This is a genomic window from Accumulibacter sp. (genome assembly GCF_023806635.1).
In the GTDB taxonomy this organism is placed as follows: Bacteria; Pseudomonadota; Gammaproteobacteria; order Burkholderiales; family Rhodocyclaceae; genus Accumulibacter.
The window spans coordinates 25,629-43,297 of record NZ_JAMTDQ010000090.1; the positions used below are offsets into that span (position 1 = coordinate 25,629).

Below are 17,669 nucleotides of genomic sequence, written 5' to 3' on the forward strand. Positions count from 1 at the left end.
CGGGAGGCAAGGCGCGAGCGAACGACGAGGCCTGACGGTCGTTCGTTCTCAAAGCCCGGCCGCTCCATTTCCCGCAAGTCCCGGGGCACCAAACCGCGGTTGCCGGCGGAGTGCACCGATCGCCCCGACCTGCCGTACCATCGTGTGCTGACAGACAGTGCTCGGCAGGAGACCCGCATGGCCCGCATCATCCCCGACGGCTGGCGCGAACTCTCGGTCACCGGGGGCGCGCAGCGCGAGATCGAAACGCTCGCCCTCCTCGCCGCCGGCCTGCCCGACGCGTATTCGGTGTATCACGCCGTGCACTGGACCGCGACCGAAGGGCGCCAGGCCATTTTCGGCGAGATCGACTTCGCCGTGGTCAACCTCGCCGGCGACATCCTGCTGATCGAACAGAAGAGCGGTTTCCTCGGCGAAACCGCCGCGGGGCTGGTCAAGCAGTACCCCGGGCGGTCGAAGAGCGTCCCCGTGCAGATCTCGCGCATGGTCGGCAAGCTGCGCGGCAAGCTCGCCAGCCGCGCCGACATCCCCTCGGTGCACACCGATGCCCTGCTCTACTGCCCGGATTACACGGTCCGCAACCCGGAAACCGCCGGCCTCGTCCGCGAGCGCATCGTCGACGCCAGCACGCGCGAGCAGCTGTGCCGCATCATCCAGGAACTGCTGCCGGCGCGCGCGAAGACGCCCGCGACGCCGAAAGTCGACGCCTTCCTGCGCGACCTGATCCAGCTCGACAGCGACGTCAGCGCGCTCATGGGACAGGCGCGCAAGCTCGTCACGCGGGTTTCCGGCGGCCTCGCCCAGTGGGCGCGGCGGCTCGAATTCGAGCCCTTCCGGCTGCGCATCACCGGCACGGCCGGATCGGGCAAGACGCAGCTCGCGCTGGCTGAATACCGCGCCACCATCGAGGCCGGCAAACGGCCGCTCTACGTCTGCTTCAACCGCCCGCTGGCCGACCATTTCAAGCGCATTGCCCCGCGCGGCGGCGTCGCCTGCACCTTCCACCAGCTCTGCGACCAACGGCTGCGCGACGCCGGCAAGAAACCGGACTTCAGCGCGCCCGACGCCTTCGAGCGCCTGCAGCAAAGCGCCGCGGCACTGCCGGTGGACGCCGCCTTCGTCTTCGACACGATCATCGTCGACGAGGGCCAGGACATCTCCGAGACGTGGCGCGATTTCATCTTCCGCCATGCCCGGGCCGATGCGCGCCTCCTCTGGCTGGAAGACCCGATGCAGAACCTCTACGGGCGCCCGCCGACGCCGCTGCCGGGCTGGGTGACGCTGCGCTCGCAGAGCAACTACCGCAGCCCGCGGCCGATCGTCGAGCTGCTGCGTCGCCTGCTCCCCGGCGAACCCGCGATCGAGGCCGCCTCGCCGATCGCCGCCGACGAGATCGAGTTCCTCGACTATGCCGACACCGCCGGCCTGTTCGCGCGCATCAAGGAAGCCATCCGCATCTGCTACTCGGCGGGCTTCAGGAAGCACGACCTCGCCATCGTCAGCTACCACGGCCGCGAGCGCTCGCAGCTGATGGCCCTCGACCGGCTCGGCCAGACCAGCCTGCGCCACTTCACCGGCAACTACGATCTCTTCGGGCAGCCGGTGTACACGGATGGCGACGTACTGGTCGAATCGGTCTACCGCTTCAAGGGCCAGTCCGCGCCCGCGGTGATCCTCGCCGAGGTCGACTTCGAGGCGCTCGACGACCGGGCGGTGCGGAAGCTCTTCGTCGGCGCGACGCGCAGCTCGATGAAGCTGATCCTCGTCGTGCAAGAGAGGTCCGCCGCGCGGCTGCTCGAGTGCATGGGCTGAGCGGTTTTCGGCAGGAGGATCATCCTGCGGGCCTGGCGGTGCTTGGCCTGCCGGCATCGGCCGGCAGTGGCGCAGGAAGGACAGGAGGCCCGGCGACGGCCAAGACACCCGTATCAGAGACTGAAAATGACGCTCATCGGGCGACTGCCTTCGTGTGACCGGTAGCGGACCTTGCCGATATAGACGAAAGGAGCGCCCTTACCACCCTGCAGCTTCGTCTCCCGCACGAAGAGGTGAATACGGATGCCCAACATCTCGTGCTGGATCAGTTCCTGTCCGCGCTTGCTGGTCGGAGTCGTGGCGTTCTGGCTTTGCCAGTGGAAGGTGTTCGCGTCGATCCAGTAGTCGTGATAGCGGTTTTGATCGGCCTTGCCTTGTTTGTTGAGCGTCACCAGCAGCACGTGGATCTTCTGCTCGTTGAGAACAATATGGCCGACGTTCCAGTTGCCGGGATTGAAGGTCTCGCCGAATAGGCTCGGAATCTGTTCGCGATCGAAGCTCTCGCCCAAGACGAAATCCAGTGGATCGACGAGGGCCTTGAGTCGCGCCAGCGTTCGCACGACAATGCCATCTGTACATGAAATAACAATCAGATAGGTCCGTTTTGTCCACAGAGGCTGTGACGCGCATCGAGACTGAACCTCACAAGCGGGACTCCGCCAGAATTCTGAACTGTTCAGGAGAGGTGGCCAAGTACCTCGGCAACGCCTGTCGATCGCTTCATCTCACGTCAGTCAGAATTGATGGAATCATGAGTGCTGGCCCGCTAGCAGAGCATCCGGCATCAGGAGGAGGGGCTTGAACGATCGTCCAGCTCACTGCAGAAAGGCCCTCAATCCGCTTCTCAAGATGGCCGTGCTGGCCGGCGTCCAGACCGCAGTCCGCCTCCACATCCGGCGGGGGGACGACGTCAACGCCACCGATGACCGGGGACGTTCAGCCCTGATTCTGGCAGTCTCACGCGGGCATACCGAAACCTGCCGCCTTCTTCTGGAGGCTGGAGCAGATCCCCGCATCCTCGACAATGACGGCAACGATGCCGTTGCGCTCGCGAAAGGCGCCGGCAGGATCGAACTCGCATTGCTGCTAGGCCAATATCTGTCCGTGTCGCCGAAAACGCAAACCGGAGAGATACCGAGATTCGGGCCCGCGTCGGTCGACGGCGACAATAGGGCGTTCTCGGACGAGGCCCGCATCGACCTGTCAGCCTGGGAGGCAGAGGAGGAATCCGAGCCGCCACCCAGCGACGAGCAATGCCTGGCAACGGCCTCGGCACTCCAGCGGGACATCTCGGCCCATGTTCCAATAGATGCCGACGAAGATTGGTCGGACGTCGACATCGACCTGCCGAACATCCAGAAGGGCCCCAGGCGCCGAAATCCCTTGGACGATGACAACCGCGATGCCGCACGGCACCTTTTCCTTGTCGGCCTGCGGGACGGCAATGTGCCGCGGAGACGCATCGCCGAGGTGGCTCTCGGAACTGATGGTGAACCGGACGTTGAGCTTGACGGGCGCCTGTCACTTGCGCTCGGAGACCTTGGCGTCGTCATAGACGAGGAAGACTGGGAATGGCGTGATCCTGTCTTCATGGATGAGGAATCGGAACGGCTGGCCAACGATGCCCTCACTTTCCTCACCGAACTGACGTACCAGGACAATGATCCCCTGCGGCTGTACGTCAAGGACATGGGGACTGAAAGCCTGCTCTCGCGTGAGGACGAGGCCGCGCTTGGACGGGAAATGGAAGCGGGACTTGAGAATGCCGTCGCTGTCGTCGCAGGTTGCATTCCAGCTGTCGAGGAAATTCTCAAGGTGGCTGGCGAAATCGGGTGTGGCGACATGTCGCTTCGGATCATGGTCGACAGGGATGCGGTCCCCCAGATGGGGCACCGTGAGATCGACGACTTCATGCCGGGCGAGGAAGTGGTTGGCTGGGGAGGCCCTGACGAGGACAAAGACGGAGATGATGATGCCGCGGAGGAACGCGCGGCACCTCCAGACTTCCTCTCCCGCATCGACGCCGTTCGCAGACTGCTTCCCGGCATGCCGCAGGCCGGCAGCGACACCATGGTCGATCTGCTGCGAGGACTCGGGCTGACCTGGGCATTCCTGGAACATCTCCGCGACGTGCTGGGACGAACCGGAGCCGATCCGGCCACCCACCGGACATTGTCCTTGGCGCTCGACAGGGCGGGCAGGGCAAGACGCCGCATGACTGAAGCAAACCTGAGGCTGGTCGTTTCCATCGCCAAAAGATACAGCCGCAGAGGGTTGCCCTTCCTCGACCTGATCCAGGAAGGAAATATCGGCCTGATGAAGGCTGTCGAGAAATTCGAGTACCGGCGCGGCTTCAAGTTTTCGACCTACGCCACTTGGTGGATCCGTCAGGCAGTCACGCGCGCAATTGCCGATCAGGCGCGTCTTGTCCGCGTGCCGGTGCACATGGTCGAGACGATCAACCAGGTTGAACGGGCACGCGAGCAGATCGAAGCGGTAACCGGTCGTTCGGAGGATCTCCGTGCGATTGCCGACCTCTTGGCGATCCCGGTCGGAAAGGTCGCAAAGGCCCTCAGGGCATCAGGTGAAACCGTGTCCCTCGAAGCGTCGACCGGAGAAGAGGACGGTTCGACCATAGAGGAAACCTTGGTGGCTACAACGTCGGAACCCGAGGAATGGGCAATGCATCGTGCCCTGCGCGAGGCGCTGGACCGACAGCTCGCCAGTCTGTCTCCCAGGGAGGCCAAAGTGTTGCGGATGCGCTGCGGCCTCGATGACGGCCATGACCGGACTCTGGAGGAGGTGGGGCAGGCATATGGCGTCACGCGGGAACGCATCCGCCAGATTGAAGCCAAGGCCCTGCGCAGGTTGCGGCACCCCTCCCGTGCCGACAGCTTGCGGCCGTTCCTCCCCGGTTCAGGAAACACCAAACAGGAAGAGGACGATGAATCCTAGCAAGTCCCGCCATGCTCCTCCAAAGGCAGGCGCCATGATTGAAGCCCTGCGAGGTCTTGGCTATTCGACGGCCACCGCGTTGGCCGACCTCATCGACAACAGTATCGCCGCAGGTGGGAACCTCGTGGATATCCAGTTCTCCTGGAAAGGATCGGCGAGCACCATCGCCGTTCTTGACAACGGCGAAGGAATGGATGAGGGCGAGCTTGATCTGGCCATGCGCCTCGGAGAGAAGAGCCCTCTCGACCAGCGTGCTGCCCACGACCTCGGCCGGTTCGGGCTTGGTCTCAAAACTGCATCATTCTCGCAGTGCCGAAGGCTGACTGTAGCCAGTCGCAAGGCGGGAAAGACGAACTGTCTGCGGTGGGATCTGGATGTCGTGGCGGCCAGCGACGATGACGGCTGGCATCTCCTTGAAGGACCCGCCGAAGGCTCTGAGGCACTGCTGAGTTCACTGGATTCCCCGGAACATGGCACGCTCGTGCTCTGGGAAATCCCTGACAGGATCGTCACTCCCGGTTTTGCCGAGCAGGACTTCCTCGACCTGGTCGACCGGATAGAGCGGCACCTTGCCATGGTCTTCCACCGCTTTCTCTGCGGGCCACGACCCAGGTTGCATCTGGCCATCAATGGCCGTCCGGTCCGACCGTGGGATCCATTTCTCATTGGGCATGCAGCCACCTGGTCATCGCCTGTCGAGCGCATTGCTGCCGACGGCGGACTGGTGGAAGTTCAGTGCTACGTGCTGCCGCACAAGGATCGCCTCGATGCGCACGAGCACGACGCGGCGGCCGGACCTGACGGCTGGACGGCACAACAGGGCTTCTACGTGTACCGGAACGAGCGTCTTCTCGTCGCGGGAAGCTGGCTGGGCCTTGGGCGGGGACGTTCCTGGACAAAGGAGGAGGCCCACCGCCTGGCACGAATCAGGCTGGATATTCCGAATACAGCTGACGCCGAATGGAAGATTGATGTCCGCAAGTCTACTGCGCGGCCACCGGTATCCATTCGCGAGCGTCTCAACCGGCTCGCCGAAGATACCCGGGAGCGAGCACGCCGCGTCTTCGCCCACAGAGGGCAGCCGGTACGGACCGGCAACGGCGGGCCCCTCCTCCAAGCATGGCGCGCAGAGCACTTCAAAGGGGGGATTCGCTACCGGATCGACATCGATCACGCCGCAGTGAGGGCAGTCCTCGACGATGCCGGCCCCATGGAGGCCCAGGTTCGGGCCATGCTGCGCGTCATCGAAGAAACCATCCCAGTGCAACGAATCTGGCTGGACACCACCGAGGCGCGCGAAACGCCGCGCACCGGCTTTGCCGGAGAACCGTCGGAGGAAATCATCCCGGTACTCTCGGTCATATACAGGAACATGGTGTTGCGCAATGGAATGTCACCGGCACGTGCAAGGGAGCAACTCCTGCGTACCGAACCCTTTAATGCCCACCCGGATCTCGTGGCTGCCCTTCCCGACGAACCTACCCCCCCAAGAGTAATAGAAAGATGACGACAGCAGCAGAGGAAAACAGGCAGAGGGTGGTCAAATTTGTCCAGGAGCTTCTGCTCGACGAGGAGGATCGGTCCGCCATTACGCCGGCGCTCATTGCCGGGAAGATCGACATGATCGTAGCGATGAAGCCAAAGTGGGGCGAGGAACTGGATCGGGATGCCGTGACGGACGAGCTCATCCGTCGTTTCAGCTTATGGATCGGACAAGACACGACGCTCAAGAGCGATGCCGGACACGAGCCATGGTTGACCTCGTCCAGGAAGCAGGACTGGCGGTACTGGCAACGCTACCGGGAGTGGCTGGAGCGGAAGATTTCCTGGAAGGCAGTCGAGGCTCTGGATCAGTCGACGGATGCAGTCCTCGGCCTTCTTGAGGACCCCAGCCGGGAAGGTCGCTGGGATCGGCGGGGACTTGTCGTCGGCCATGTGCAGTCCGGCAAGACGGGCAACTACACCGGTCTTATCTGCAAGGCGGCAGATGCAGGCTACAAGATAGTCATCGTCCTCGCCGGGCTGCACAACAATCTGAGATCGCAAACCCAGATGCGTCTTGATGAGGGCTTCCTCGGCTATGAAACTAAGCCTGTGCCTGACGACATCAGGATCATTGGTGTGGGGGAGATCGACGGTGATCCGAGCATCCGTCCGAACTACGCCACGAATCGCTCCGACAAGGGGGACTTCAACACCTCGGCAGCCAAGAGCCTTGGCATTACGCCGGAACAACGGCCTTGGCTGTTCGTGGTGAAGAAGAACAAGACGGTGCTCGAAAGGCTATACCGCTGGATCCGGAATCATGTGGCCAACATGCAGGATCCCGAGACCGGCATAAAGGTCGTGACCCATCTCCCGCTGATGCTAATCGACGATGAGGCCGATCACGCCTCCGTCGATACCGGGGAACAGATATTCGATGCCGAGGGCAAACCCGATGAGGAGCACGAACCGACCGCCATCAATAGCCGCATCCGCAGGATCCTCCACTCCTTCTCCCGCTCGGCCTATGTCGGGTATACGGCTACACCCTTTGCCAACATCTTCATCCACGAAAGGGGCGCAACGCGCGAGGAGGGGCCGGATCTTTTCCCCTCTTCCTTCATCATCAACCTCGCAGCTCCCTCCAACTACGTCGGCCCTGCAAAGGTCTTCGGACTGCTTTCACCGGAAGGTCGCCGCGGCGGGCTGCCATTGGTCCGTCAGATCGACGACTATGCAACCGACGATGGTCGCGGCGGGTGGATGCCGCAAAGACACAAGAACGGCCACATCCCGCTCCATAACGGCATTGATGGCCTGCCTCCCTCCCTCGTCGAGGCAATCGACGCCTTCCTCCTCGCCTGTGCGGCCCGGCGCATTCGCGGCCAGGGCAACGACCACTGCTCAATGCTGGTACACGTCACACGCTTCAATGCTGTTCAGAGGGACGTTTACCGACAAGTCGAGGAGCATGTCCGCCATCTGCGCCAGAGAATCCTTCGGCAGATTGATCACGAAGACGCTATCGCGCGCCTCAAGGCACTCTGGGAGAACGATTTCGTGCCCACGTGCGAAGCCATCCCCGCTGTTCAGTCCGATCTGGCCGCGCCGAGGAATCTGGCATGGGACGAGGTCCTGCCAGTGCTGCGAGAGACCATCGCGGATATCGAGATCAGGATGATCAACGGCACGGCCAAGGACGCACTGGATTATGCCGAACGCCACGCTACTGGTCTCAAAGTCATTGCCATCGGGGGCGACAAGCTCGCCCGCGGACTGACTCTGGAGGGGCTTTGCGTCAGCTACTTCCTGCGGGCGTCAAGGATGTACGACACGCTCATGCAGATGGGACGCTGGTTCGGATATCGCCCTGGCTACCTCGACCTGTGTCGCCTATATACGACTGCTGAGCTCTCCGAGTGGTTCGGGCATATCGCCGCCGCCGCCGAGGAACTGCGCGAGGAATTCGATCTGATGGCGGCAACCGGTGCGACTCCGAGGGAGTACGGCCTCAAGGTGCAGTCCCACCCCGTGCTGATGGTTACCTCTCGCCTCAAGATGCGTGCTGCGCGGAACCTGTTGCTCTCGTTCAGCGGGCAGCTTCTTGAAACCGTATCCCTCTACCGTGATTCCCAAGTGCTGGGGCGAAACCTCGAAGCTGCGGCACGACTGCTGTCCGGCCTCGGCAAGCCGGAAATTGATCCGGTCCGCATTCGTGCAGGTACTCGCCAGCAATGGAAGGGATTCCTGTGGAATGACGTTGCAGCGGCCGACGTGGTGGATTTCCTGACGGCCTACAGGACGCACCCTGAGGCATACAAGGTGAACAGCGCCCTGCTCGCCGAATTCGTTCGGTCGATGGCCGCTGCCGATGAGCTGACACACTGGACGGTTGCGGTCATTGGTGGCGGCGAGGGTGGCGCCTGCGAGATCTGTAGCGGCATCCGCGTGGACATGCTCAAGCGCGTCAACAATGGTCCTTATGAGAACCGGTACTCGATCGGCCGCCTGATGTCATCTCGCGATGAAGCCATCGATCTAGACGAAACCGCCTGGGCATCAGCTCTTTCGGTGACGCGCGACTCTTGGCACGCGGACCCGGCGAGGCTTCGGGAAAGCAAGGAGCCGGACACCCCGAACGGGCCGGCCGTCCGCAAGGTTCGGGGATTCGGGGCAGACGGTGTGGCTCCACATCCGGAACGAGGTGTGCTGCTGCTCTATGTGCTCGACCCAATGAAGGCAGACGCAGGCCTCCCCGCGGACACGCCGCCCGTCATTGGATTCGGTGTGAGCTTCCCGGGCAGCAACTCCGGTCTCAAGGTCGAATACAAGGTCAACAATGTCCTATGGGAGCAGGAATATGGCCCTGCAGAGTAGGAGGGAAGAACTGCTCGCGGCTTGGCGCGCCCTGACCGGCAACCAGGAAGGGGAAGGCTGGCGCACCATCCCAGTTGCCCATGGCGGACCATGCCGATTTCTTGCCGGGCGGCGCTTTCCGGGAAACGACGAGGCCCTGCTCGTGGGCTTCAATTCGGTGCGAGTACCGGCGGGCGACCATCTTCCCGAAGGCAGGGGATTTCTGGTGTCCAGGGCATCCCTTGCCGGGGCGGGTGCCGACCGCGTCTGGATCGCGCTCTGCCGGCAGAGTGCCGGCAGTCTTGACCTCTTCGCGATGATGACCGACGACGTGCTCACCACGATCCAGGGTCTTCGAGGCGCTGACGACGAGAGACTCTTCAACATATTCCTCGCGCGCATCAGGGCTTGGCAGGATTTCATGCGCCGAGGGGTAGATGGCGTCCTCTCCCCCGAGGCCGAGGTGGGCCTCTTCGGCGAGCTCGAATTCCTGCAAGACCTCATTTCGGCCGGTGTGCCTGCTGCCATCGCAGTCGACGCGTGGCAGGGGCCTCTGGACGGAATTCAGGACTTCATCCTCGGACCGGGAGCGATCGAGGTCAAGAGCACGGTGTCCCCAAGCAGCTTTCCTGGAGCCGTAGGCTCCCTCGAACAACTGGACGACTCGTTGACCCGGCCGATTTTCGTTGCCGGCATCCGGCTCGTACTGACCACTTCAGGAGGAACCCTTCCCGACCAGCTTGTCGGCCTGCGAAGACTCATGGCGAATGAGCCTGCCGCGCTGGAACTTTTCGGCGCACGCCTGCTTCACGCGGGATTTGTCGACGGGGTCGCTGATCGCTACACGCGCCGGTTCGTCCGAGTGTCGACACGGATGCTCCATGTCACTGACGACTTCCCCCGCCTGACACGGGCAAACGTCGCGATTGAAATCAGAAGGGCGCGTTACGAGATCGACCTCGACCTGATATCCTCACGCGACCTGGAGATTGGGCACGTCCTCAGACAACTTGGGATGATTCAATAATGGAATTGGTGGATTTCCTGCGCCAGACACAGGCCGAAGTGCAGGCAGAGATCGGCGAGCGCCTTGGCGCCGCGCCCGAGGCCTATCCGTATCCCGAATCGGTCTTTGCCGAGGTGGTCATGCAGCACATGTCCGAAATCGGCATGACTTTCGAGCCCGAGGTATGCCACTACTCTGCCAGGGTCGCGAATGCGAACCTCCGCCTGAGCGGTTTCGCAGTTTCGGACGATGCTGACCAGCTTGATCTGTTCGTGAGCCTCTATGCCGGGGTAGACCAAGTCATGCCCGTCCCGGACTCCGAAACCAAAACGGCAGCCGAGCAATGCCTGCGATTCCTCGCCAAGTGCGCCGAGGGCAGGCTTGCGGCCACCATGGATGAGTCCAACGATGCCTATGCCCTCGCGGTGACCATTCAGGGGTGCTACGCCAACCTCGACCAGATCAGGATCTATGTCCTCACCGATCGACAGGCGAGAGCCAAGAACTTCACGGCGCGTGAGGTTAACGGCAAGACCGTCAAGCTCGAAGTCATGGACATCGAGCGCCTCCACCGTCACTGGTCCGAGGGCAAACCCCGTGACGAACTCGTGGTGAACTTCGACGAGGTATCAGGCAGCGCTCTGCCTTGCGTCTATGTTCCGGGCAAGATGACCGACTACGACTGTGCGCTTACCGTCATTCCGGGGGAGGCGTTGCGCTTCCTTTATGACAAGTACGGTGCCCGTCTTCTGGAAGCCAATGTTCGCTCGTTCCTGAGTGCAACGGGAAAGGTCAACAGGGGCATACGGGACACCCTCAGGGAAGATCCCGAGAGGTTCATGGCCTACAACAATGGCATCGTGATCGTCGCGGATGAAGCCCATCTCGGCAGAACTGCCGATGGTAGTCCGGGCATTGTCTGGCTCAAGGGCATGCAGATCGTCAACGGCGGGCAGACAACGGCCTCAATCTATTTCACCAAGAAGAGGGGGCCCGAAGTCGATCTGCGGCAGGTCCGTGTGCCGGCCAAGGTCATCGTCCTGCGGTCGCGCGACACAGCTGCGGAAGAGGCCCTTATCTCGGACATATCGAGATACGCAAACAGCCAGAATTCCGTCAGGCAATCCGACTTGTCGGCCAACAAACCCTTCCACGTCGAGATGGAGAGGCTTGCGCTGTGCACGTATTGCCCCGATGGTGTCGGACGCTGGTTCTATGAACGGGCTGCCGGCAGCTACAACACGATGCTCGCCCGCGAGGGAAACACGCCGGCTCAACTCAGGCGCCTGAAAGAGATCGTGACGCCACCATCGCGGAAGATAATCAAGACGGATCTGGCGAAGTACATCAACGCCTGGGACCGAAGGCCCGATCTGGTCAGTCTTGGGGCACAGAAAAATTTCGAGTGTTTCATGGATGGCCTCAGGGCGCCCGAGGGGCAGCCGCCGGCACCACTGCCAGACGTTGCTGCGTTCAAGGGGATGATTGCCAAGGCGATCCTTTTCAAGAAGACTCATGCACTGGTCAGACCCATGTTCCCTGCCTTCCAGGGAAATGTGGCTGCCTACCTTGTTTCCGTGCTTTCGGATCAACTGGGCGGCCGGATCGACCTCGACAGGATATGGGCAAAGCAGGATATCTCACAGGAGCTGAGGGAGCAGCTACGGACGTGGGCCGTTGAGGTGAATGACTCGCTGCACAGGAGTTCCGGAGGAAGGATGATCTCGGAGTGGGCCAAGAGGCCCGAGTGCTGGGATGCGGTCCGAGCTCAGAGATATTCGCCGGTCAGAGACGGGATTCCAGAACTGCGCTGACTGTAGAAGGCAGCGATGGCCGACATTGTCACTCCTGAGAAACGCAGCCGGATGATGGCAGGCATCCTTGGGAAAGATACCAAGCCGGAAATGCTCGTTCGCCGCGCGCTGTTCGCCGAGGGATTCCGCTTCCGCCTGCATCGAAGTGATCTCCCCGGTGGGCCGGACATCGTTCTACCGGGTAGGAAGGTAGCCATCTTCGTTCATGGCTGTTTCTGGCATCATCATGCCGGATGCCGATTTGCAAAACTGCCATCGTCCAACACCAATTTCTGGCGCAACAAGCTTGATGGCAACGTCGAGCGTGACAGACGAGCCGCCGAGGCACTGCGCTCAGCAGGCTGGCGGGTGCTGACGGTGTGGGAATGTGCCACTCGTGACAAGTCGGTCGTGCTGTCCATCGGCGCACTGGTTCACCGGTGGGTTGATGATGGTGCGCCGGTTGGCGAGATAGCTATGCGTGATTCCGCTGCTCCGTAGCAGCCCTCGCCAGGAAATCGGAGACCACTCCTGCTATCTGCCGGGCCAGGTAGGGTGGCACGGCATTTCCGACCTGGACGTACTGCTCGGTCCTGTTGCCCTCAAAGAAGTAGTTGTCCGGAAAGGTCTGCAAACGAGCTGCCTCCCGCACGGTAAGGCTTCGACACTGTGATGGATCGGGATGAATATAGTAGTGCCCGTCCTTCGATATGTGCGATACGACAGTAGTGGATGGATACTGGCTGACTTGGACGCGAAAGCGATCGGTGAAAGGTATGCTGTCAGCTTTCACGTTGCAGTGTTCCGGCAGGAGCCCCTTTGGAAATTGTGCCAGTTTGGGTGAATAGCCGAACTCGGCGGCATAACAGGAAGCGAACAGATAACGGTGAAGGTCTGAACGCATATGGGCACGGGTTTCGTGCAGCGTGGTTCCTCCGAGCCGCGGATCGTGATACCAGGAACGAAGGGCTGTCGGCATCGAGGTCTCGGTGTTCACGTCACCTGCCACGAACCTGCCCCCGGTCGACTGGTGTGCTGCGGCTCTCGTCGCCGCTTCGCGCATCCACTCCTCGATCTTTTCTCTGGTCTTGGTCCTCCATCCCTTGAGGCTGCGTGGAGCTTCCCTGATCACCTGGAACCACGACTCGAAGGAATCCGGCTCCCTCGACAGACGGCTGCGCAAGAGTGGCAAACCTGAAATGGCCTGCCGCACCGATACCCTGCCGGTCGTCGCCGGCGACAGCACGTCATGATCGAGCCATGACAGATCGCGCCGCACTCCGAAAAGAATGACCCTGTGGCGCATCTGCGGGATGCCAAAATTCTCGGCTTCGATGATGAAGTCCCGGGGCCTGACGCTGTCACCGTGACCATCAACCACGAATGATCGTATGTCATATTCAAGACCGTTGCCGGGCCAGGAGAGATCGTCCAGTATCCGCTCGAAGATGAGCGACCCACCATGTTTGGACGTAAGGATGCCCTTGACGTTTTCCATCACGAAGATGGCCGGGCCGAAGCTGCGGATGATTCGCAGATACTCCCTGTAGAGAAAATGGCGCTTGTCCTCTTCGAACGCCTTCGGGTCGGCCCCACGCATCCGTGAACGTCCCGCAATCGAGTATGCCTGGCAGGGTGGACCTCCTATCAGGATCCACGGATCGCTATTCCTGATGGACTCGCGGATCCACTGGTCAACCTTCTCGCGCGGAGTTTCGCCCAACGTCGCGTTCTTCGCCTCGGCGTAGGCCGCACGCGAAGCATCCGTTATTGAAGGATGAGAGAGCACTTCTGCCCTGGTGATATCACCCCTCACATAATCGTAATAGGGGTCAGGGGCACTCCCTTCTGGAAAACTGCGGAACAGGGCGCGAAGCGAGAGCGTCCTGTGCGCGACAGGATCTTTCTCAATGGAGACGCGAACGTCAAAGATCCGCGAGCCCGATCTGTCCGTTAGTGAAGAGAAACCTTCTCCGAGCCCCCCTGGGCCAGCAAAGAGATCTACAACCGGAATCGGTGTCGGCATCAATTCCTTGGTTTGATGGTCGAGGCGTTGGTTGTCGCACAAACCTGGGACGTCTTCCCGCTCGTCGACCTCACCGGCCATTGCGGGTGGCGACGGTCGAGAGCCGGTATCCCCTGGATTGCTGTCGTTAGCGGCTTGGGTCGGTTGAAAATCAGCTACTGCCTTGGGGAACGCGAACTCTCGACCGTAAGCGGAAGTTGAGATCACGAAAAGCAGATCAGGCTGCCATTCGATACGGCATGCCATCGGTCCAGTGATCGTGCATGTAGCCATTGTTGCGCAACAGGCTCGTTATCGTCTGCTCGCTGACGTCGAACTCGGCGGCGGCTTCTTCGATGGCGTAGGAAGAGAAATCACCGTTCAGGAAAGACGTCAATGAATCGATGGGGCAAAGAAACTCTGCGGCGAAAGCGCGCTGGTACTTCTGACGGAAAGTCCATAGGTCGGTTGATACAAGCCAACGCAATTCGTCAGCCGCGGGACGGAGGTACTCGCCCAGGAAACGTGCCAACTCGAAGCGTTTCCCGCCAGGGTTGCGCTTGCGCGGAACGAACTTCAACCGGTGATCGTTCGTCGGTATCGCCACCGCGACTGGCGACCGTCCAACCGGCACCGAGTATTTGGCCGCAGCTTCACTGCTCATGCCAAGCAGGTCATGCAGACTGCGGTCGGGAACTGGGCCTCTGACATTGCCAATCTTGTTGCGAAGCGCACGAGCGTCATGAACCGCGCGCTCCCAGGGTGCCCCGTGGTCCAGGTGATCGATGCTGCCAGGCGAGACATCGGGGCTGCCAACAATTCCGTCGGCGCTGGCCAGCTGCCCAATCAGCGCCAAATCCGGGGGTCCTCCCGACGCTGCAATCGCCGGTGCCAGTTCTGAAAGTGCCGCGTCTCCGACCTGGCTCTCCCGCTGCAGCGCCGCGTCCAGCGCTTGCTCCGGACACTCCTCGGGATCAAATCCCAGTTCGGCCTCCAGCTTCCGCCGGCGGACCGCCTCGGGGTCGGCCAAGTCTTCCTGCACGAGGGCCCACAGGTGCGCCAAATTCGACCCAGCGAGCCCCTTGGCATCCAGGCGGGCCAGCACGCTGTATATGAAGCGCTCGACGCTCTGCTGAAAGCCAGTCAACGTGATCATTCTCGGCACCTCCAGCGCTTGCAGGTACTGCACCGACTGCTCCGGCATCATCGACGTCCCGGCCCACACGTGAATCGCCTCACCATCTGGGATGAAGATGACGCGCGGCCATACGAAGCCGTGATTGGCTGCACCGAGTTCATGGACCATACGCCAGTCATGGCGAGGCTGCTGCGTTGGCAAGGGCTCATGGTTGAGGCGCCACCACGAACTCGCAAACCACATGGCCAGCGGGTAGGCAGAGACAAAGACGTTGTCACGCACGGTCTCCGCCCAGATGTCCTGGTTCCGAGTCAGGCTGATGTTGTCGACATACATCTCGACACAGGCTGCTGTGGCCATGACTTCCGGTTCCCCGGATACTGATGCCATCCACTTTGCGTCGATGCGCAGCTCAGCCATTGAGGCACCGCCAGCGACGAATGACTTCCAGCGACAGGGGATCAGTCTCAGGCATGGGGTACCCGTGATAGGTCCCCAAATCCGGGCTTTCAAGCTGCGCTTCCACGGCAAGACCGTCGTCAGTGACTGCCCATACGTTCTTCGGCCAATCGCCAACCATCCGGTCGCTGACAAGGCCCTTGCGCAGTCCCGCGCGAAGTAACGCTTCAGCTTCGTTACGCTTGAGAATCTTGGCGAAATCGCACAGCGATTTCCCTTGTCTTGGATCGGAAGGTGGAACGAGCCCAAAATCGCCGGGGTTCTTCTTATGCTCCGGGTTGCCGCCATAGCGAGCGCGACTGGCCAACGCACGGAGTTCGGCCACGCGAACTTCCACCTCAGCGGGCGAGAGTAGTTTGCGTTTGGGATTGAACTGTGCGTAGCGACGCTTCATCGTGTTCAGGGCAGGGGAGACAAGTACCGCCGTTGAGTTTACCAGCCCATTCGATGGTACTGGCCAAAATGGACCGGTAGTTCGCGTTCGTCATCCGGGAACGCCAACGGTCAGGCCATTCAAGCTGACAGCGACAGCAATCCGTGCGACTTCAGCCATGCATCCTAGCCACCCCCAATGACTGCTCTGGCCGAAAAGCAGGCCGACCCACTACAGCGCCGAGCGGCCGGTCTCTGATCGGTTACCTGCCGCTCGGGCTGCTCGATCTTCAGGGGCCGCTGCGGCCGCTACCGGCCGGTCACCGACCGCCGCCATCCTACACCCAGTGGCCGCTTCCTGCACAGGAGCGGTCGGGAAGTCGAGAGAATCCGCAGCTCAGCCCAATGGCGGCTTCTGACCGGTCGCTCGCGGCCAACCTTGGCTCACCGTGAACAAGCATCGGGGCCCAAGGACCGGATGTTGTATCGGATTTCTGCAAACGCGCCTGGCCCCTGCGTTGCCTCCCGTCCTGTGCGAGGATGCCAGGCGGCGGGCTCACAGCAAGGCGATGACTGAGACCGCGGATCACTCGAGGACTGCCATGAACAACATGGAACGTATTTATCAGATCGACCAGATTCTCGGCGCACGCCACTGCGTCACCCGCAAGGAGTTGCAGGAACGTCTCGGCGTCTCCTGGGCCACGCTCAAGCGCGACCTCGCCTACATGCGCGACCGCCTGAACGCGCCGATCCGCTTCGACCGCAACCTGGGCGGCTACCGCTTCGAGAAGGCCGGACAGCGGGTCGGCGCGCACTATGAGCTGCCCGGCCTGTGGTTCAGCGCCGAGGAAATCCATGCGCTGCTGACCATGCATCATCTCCTGTCGAACCTCGACACCGGCGGCCTGCTCGCCCGTCTCACCGGCCTGCTCGGCAGCGCCGACAACCCGGCCGAGGAGGTGCAGCGCCGCATCCGTATCCAGACGGTCGGTGCCCGCGAATTGCACTTGGACCACTTCCAGAGCGTCGGCTCCGCCCTGCTGCGGCGAAAACGCCTGCTGATCCGCTACCATGCGCGCGGCACCGACGAGGTGACGCAACGCGAGGTCTCGTCGCAACGCCTCAACCGCCACCGCGGTAAGGGGTACCTCGACACCCGGTGCCATCTGCGGGACGGCCCGCGCGCCTTCGCGGTCGACGCCATCGCGCACGCCGAAGTCCTCGACACGCTCGTCCGCGACGTCGCCGACCAGCGCCTCGACGAAGTGCCGGGATCGGGCTACGGCCTATTGTCGGGGGAGCGCATCGCCTGGGCGGTACGCGCTTCACGCCGGAGCGGGCGCGTTTCTCGCCGCCAGCCGCTACGAGCTGCGTGTTCCCTACACCGACGACCGTCAATTGATCATGGACATCATGAAGTACGGCGGCGACTGCGAGCTCGTCGCGCCGGAAGCGCTCAGGGCGCGGGTGGCTGCGGAGTTCGCGGCAGGACCAGCGCGCGCTACGGATCCAGCAGCTGATCGGCTGCACGACTGTCCGTCGATGCCGCGCAGCGCACGATGCATCCAAGCCTGCTCCTGCGCGCGGAATCGGCTTCGCGGCAGGTGCCACTTGCGGCTTGCCGCCGGTTCGGGCAGCGGCTCTGGGCCGCCTCCGGAAAGCGATGCCGACCGACGGGTGACGATGACGAATCTCCCCTCGCCCGCTCGCGGGAGAGGAGTCGGGGCAGAGGCGAACGGTCATGGCTTTCGTCATCCGGAGTGTCCGGCGAAGCCATGACCGTTG

The 17,669-nt window shown here is 62.0% G+C and carries 11 protein-coding genes and 1 pseudogene; 8 read left to right on the forward strand and 4 right to left on the reverse strand.

Annotated features, from left to right (window positions below; all coding sequences use genetic code 11):
* Nucleotides 1-177: 177 nt before the first annotated feature.
* Nucleotides 178-1,812, forward strand: coding sequence for an ATP-dependent helicase (locus tag NFW30_RS15760; protein ID WP_295354139.1), 1,635 nt, complete (start codon nucleotides 178-180; stop codon nucleotides 1,810-1,812).
* 113 nt (nucleotides 1,813-1,925) lie between these two features.
* On the opposite strand, the gene NFW30_RS15765 is transcribed toward NFW30_RS15760, so the two are convergent.
* Nucleotides 1,926-2,372: a DUF3427 domain-containing protein gene (locus NFW30_RS15765; protein ID WP_363322116.1), complete on the reverse strand. Its 447-nt coding sequence runs from the start codon at nucleotides 2,370-2,372 to the stop codon at nucleotides 1,926-1,928.
* Nucleotides 2,373-2,610: 238 nt separating this feature from the next.
* On the opposite strand from NFW30_RS15765, the gene NFW30_RS15770 reads away from it, so the two are divergent.
* Genes NFW30_RS15770 through vsr form a run of 6 tightly spaced genes read left to right on the forward strand, consistent with a single transcriptional unit; the run spans nucleotide 2,611 to nucleotide 12,408 of the window.
* Complete coding sequence (locus NFW30_RS15770) at nucleotides 2,611-4,767, forward strand: sigma-70 family RNA polymerase sigma factor (protein WP_295354142.1); 2,157 nt, start codon at nucleotides 2,611-2,613, stop codon at nucleotides 4,765-4,767.
* A gap of 34 nt (nucleotides 4,768-4,801) precedes the next feature.
* Nucleotides 4,802-6,274 (forward strand): ATP-binding protein, encoded by a 1,473-nt coding sequence (locus NFW30_RS15775; protein WP_295354145.1) that lies wholly within the window; start codon nucleotides 4,802-4,804, stop codon nucleotides 6,272-6,274.
* Entirely contained in the window at nucleotides 6,271-9,129 is a 2,859-nt protein-coding gene (locus NFW30_RS15780) for a Z1 domain-containing protein (protein WP_295354148.1), read from the forward strand. The genes NFW30_RS15775 and NFW30_RS15780 overlap by 4 nt, the downstream gene beginning before the upstream one ends.
* Nucleotides 9,113-10,135: a PD-(D/E)XK motif protein gene (locus NFW30_RS15785; protein WP_295354150.1), complete on the forward strand. Its 1,023-nt coding sequence runs from the start codon at nucleotides 9,113-9,115 to the stop codon at nucleotides 10,133-10,135. Before NFW30_RS15780 ends, NFW30_RS15785 begins: the two co-directional genes overlap by 17 nt.
* Entirely contained in the window at nucleotides 10,135-11,928 is a 1,794-nt protein-coding gene (locus NFW30_RS15790) for an AIPR family protein (RefSeq protein WP_295354153.1), read from the forward strand. Before NFW30_RS15785 ends, NFW30_RS15790 begins: the two co-directional genes overlap by 1 nt.
* A gap of 15 nt (nucleotides 11,929-11,943) precedes the next feature.
* The gene (gene vsr, locus NFW30_RS15795) at nucleotides 11,944-12,408 is read left to right on the forward strand and encodes a DNA mismatch endonuclease Vsr (RefSeq protein ID WP_295354156.1); all 465 of its coding nucleotides are present in this window, start codon (nucleotides 11,944-11,946) and stop codon (nucleotides 12,406-12,408) included.
* Here the strand turns inward: vsr and NFW30_RS15800 are convergent.
* Genes NFW30_RS15800 through NFW30_RS15810 form a run of 3 tightly spaced genes read right to left on the reverse strand, consistent with a single transcriptional unit; the run spans nucleotide 12,383 to nucleotide 15,903 of the window.
* Nucleotides 12,383-14,179 carry a DNA cytosine methyltransferase gene (locus NFW30_RS15800; RefSeq protein ID WP_363322117.1) on the reverse strand — a complete coding sequence of 599 codons (1,797 nt, stop codon included), beginning with the start codon at nucleotides 14,177-14,179 and terminating at the stop codon, nucleotides 12,383-12,385. The two genes, vsr and NFW30_RS15800, sit on opposite strands and share 26 nt — an antisense overlap.
* Nucleotides 14,151-15,470: a hypothetical protein gene (locus NFW30_RS15805; protein ID WP_295354158.1), complete on the reverse strand. Its 1,320-nt coding sequence runs from the start codon at nucleotides 15,468-15,470 to the stop codon at nucleotides 14,151-14,153. Before NFW30_RS15805 ends, NFW30_RS15800 begins: the two co-directional genes overlap by 29 nt.
* Complete coding sequence (locus NFW30_RS15810; RefSeq protein WP_295354161.1) at nucleotides 15,463-15,903, reverse strand: hypothetical protein; 441 nt, start codon at nucleotides 15,901-15,903, stop codon at nucleotides 15,463-15,465. The genes NFW30_RS15805 and NFW30_RS15810 overlap by 8 nt, the downstream gene beginning before the upstream one ends.
* Before the next feature lie 589 nt (nucleotides 15,904-16,492).
* Between NFW30_RS15810 and NFW30_RS15815 the strand changes: the two are divergent.
* Nucleotides 16,493-17,663 (forward strand): annotated as a pseudogene (locus NFW30_RS15815) (WYL domain-containing protein).
* The last annotated feature ends 6 nt before the right edge of the window (nucleotides 17,664-17,669 follow it).

What these genes read in the sequence shown, in the direction of transcription:
- NFW30_RS15760 (WP_295354139.1), top strand. Translation starts at nt 178, where the DNA reads ATGGCCCGCATCATCCCCGACGGCTGGCGCGAACTCTCGGTCACCGGG.
- NFW30_RS15775 (WP_295354145.1), top strand. Translation starts at nt 4,802, where the DNA reads ATGATTGAAGCCCTGCGAGGTCTTGGCTATTCGACGGCCACCGCGTTG.
- NFW30_RS15780 (WP_295354148.1), top strand. Translation starts at nt 6,271, where the DNA reads ATGACGACAGCAGCAGAGGAAAACAGGCAGAGGGTGGTCAAATTTGTC.
- NFW30_RS15785 (WP_295354150.1), top strand. Translation starts at nt 9,113, where the DNA reads ATGGCCCTGCAGAGTAGGAGGGAAGAACTGCTCGCGGCTTGGCGCGCC.
- NFW30_RS15790 (WP_295354153.1), top strand. Translation starts at nt 10,135, where the DNA reads ATGGAATTGGTGGATTTCCTGCGCCAGACACAGGCCGAAGTGCAGGCA.
- vsr (WP_295354156.1), top strand. Translation starts at nt 11,944, where the DNA reads ATGGCCGACATTGTCACTCCTGAGAAACGCAGCCGGATGATGGCAGGC.
- NFW30_RS15800 (WP_363322117.1), bottom strand. Translation starts at nt 14,179, where the DNA reads ATGGCATGCCGTATCGAATGGCAGCCTGATCTGCTTTTCGTGATCTCA.
- NFW30_RS15805 (WP_295354158.1), bottom strand. Translation starts at nt 15,470, where the DNA reads ATGGCTGAGCTGCGCATCGACGCAAAGTGGATGGCATCAGTATCCGGG.
- NFW30_RS15810 (WP_295354161.1), bottom strand. Translation starts at nt 15,903, where the DNA reads ATGAAGCGTCGCTACGCACAGTTCAATCCCAAACGCAAACTACTCTCG.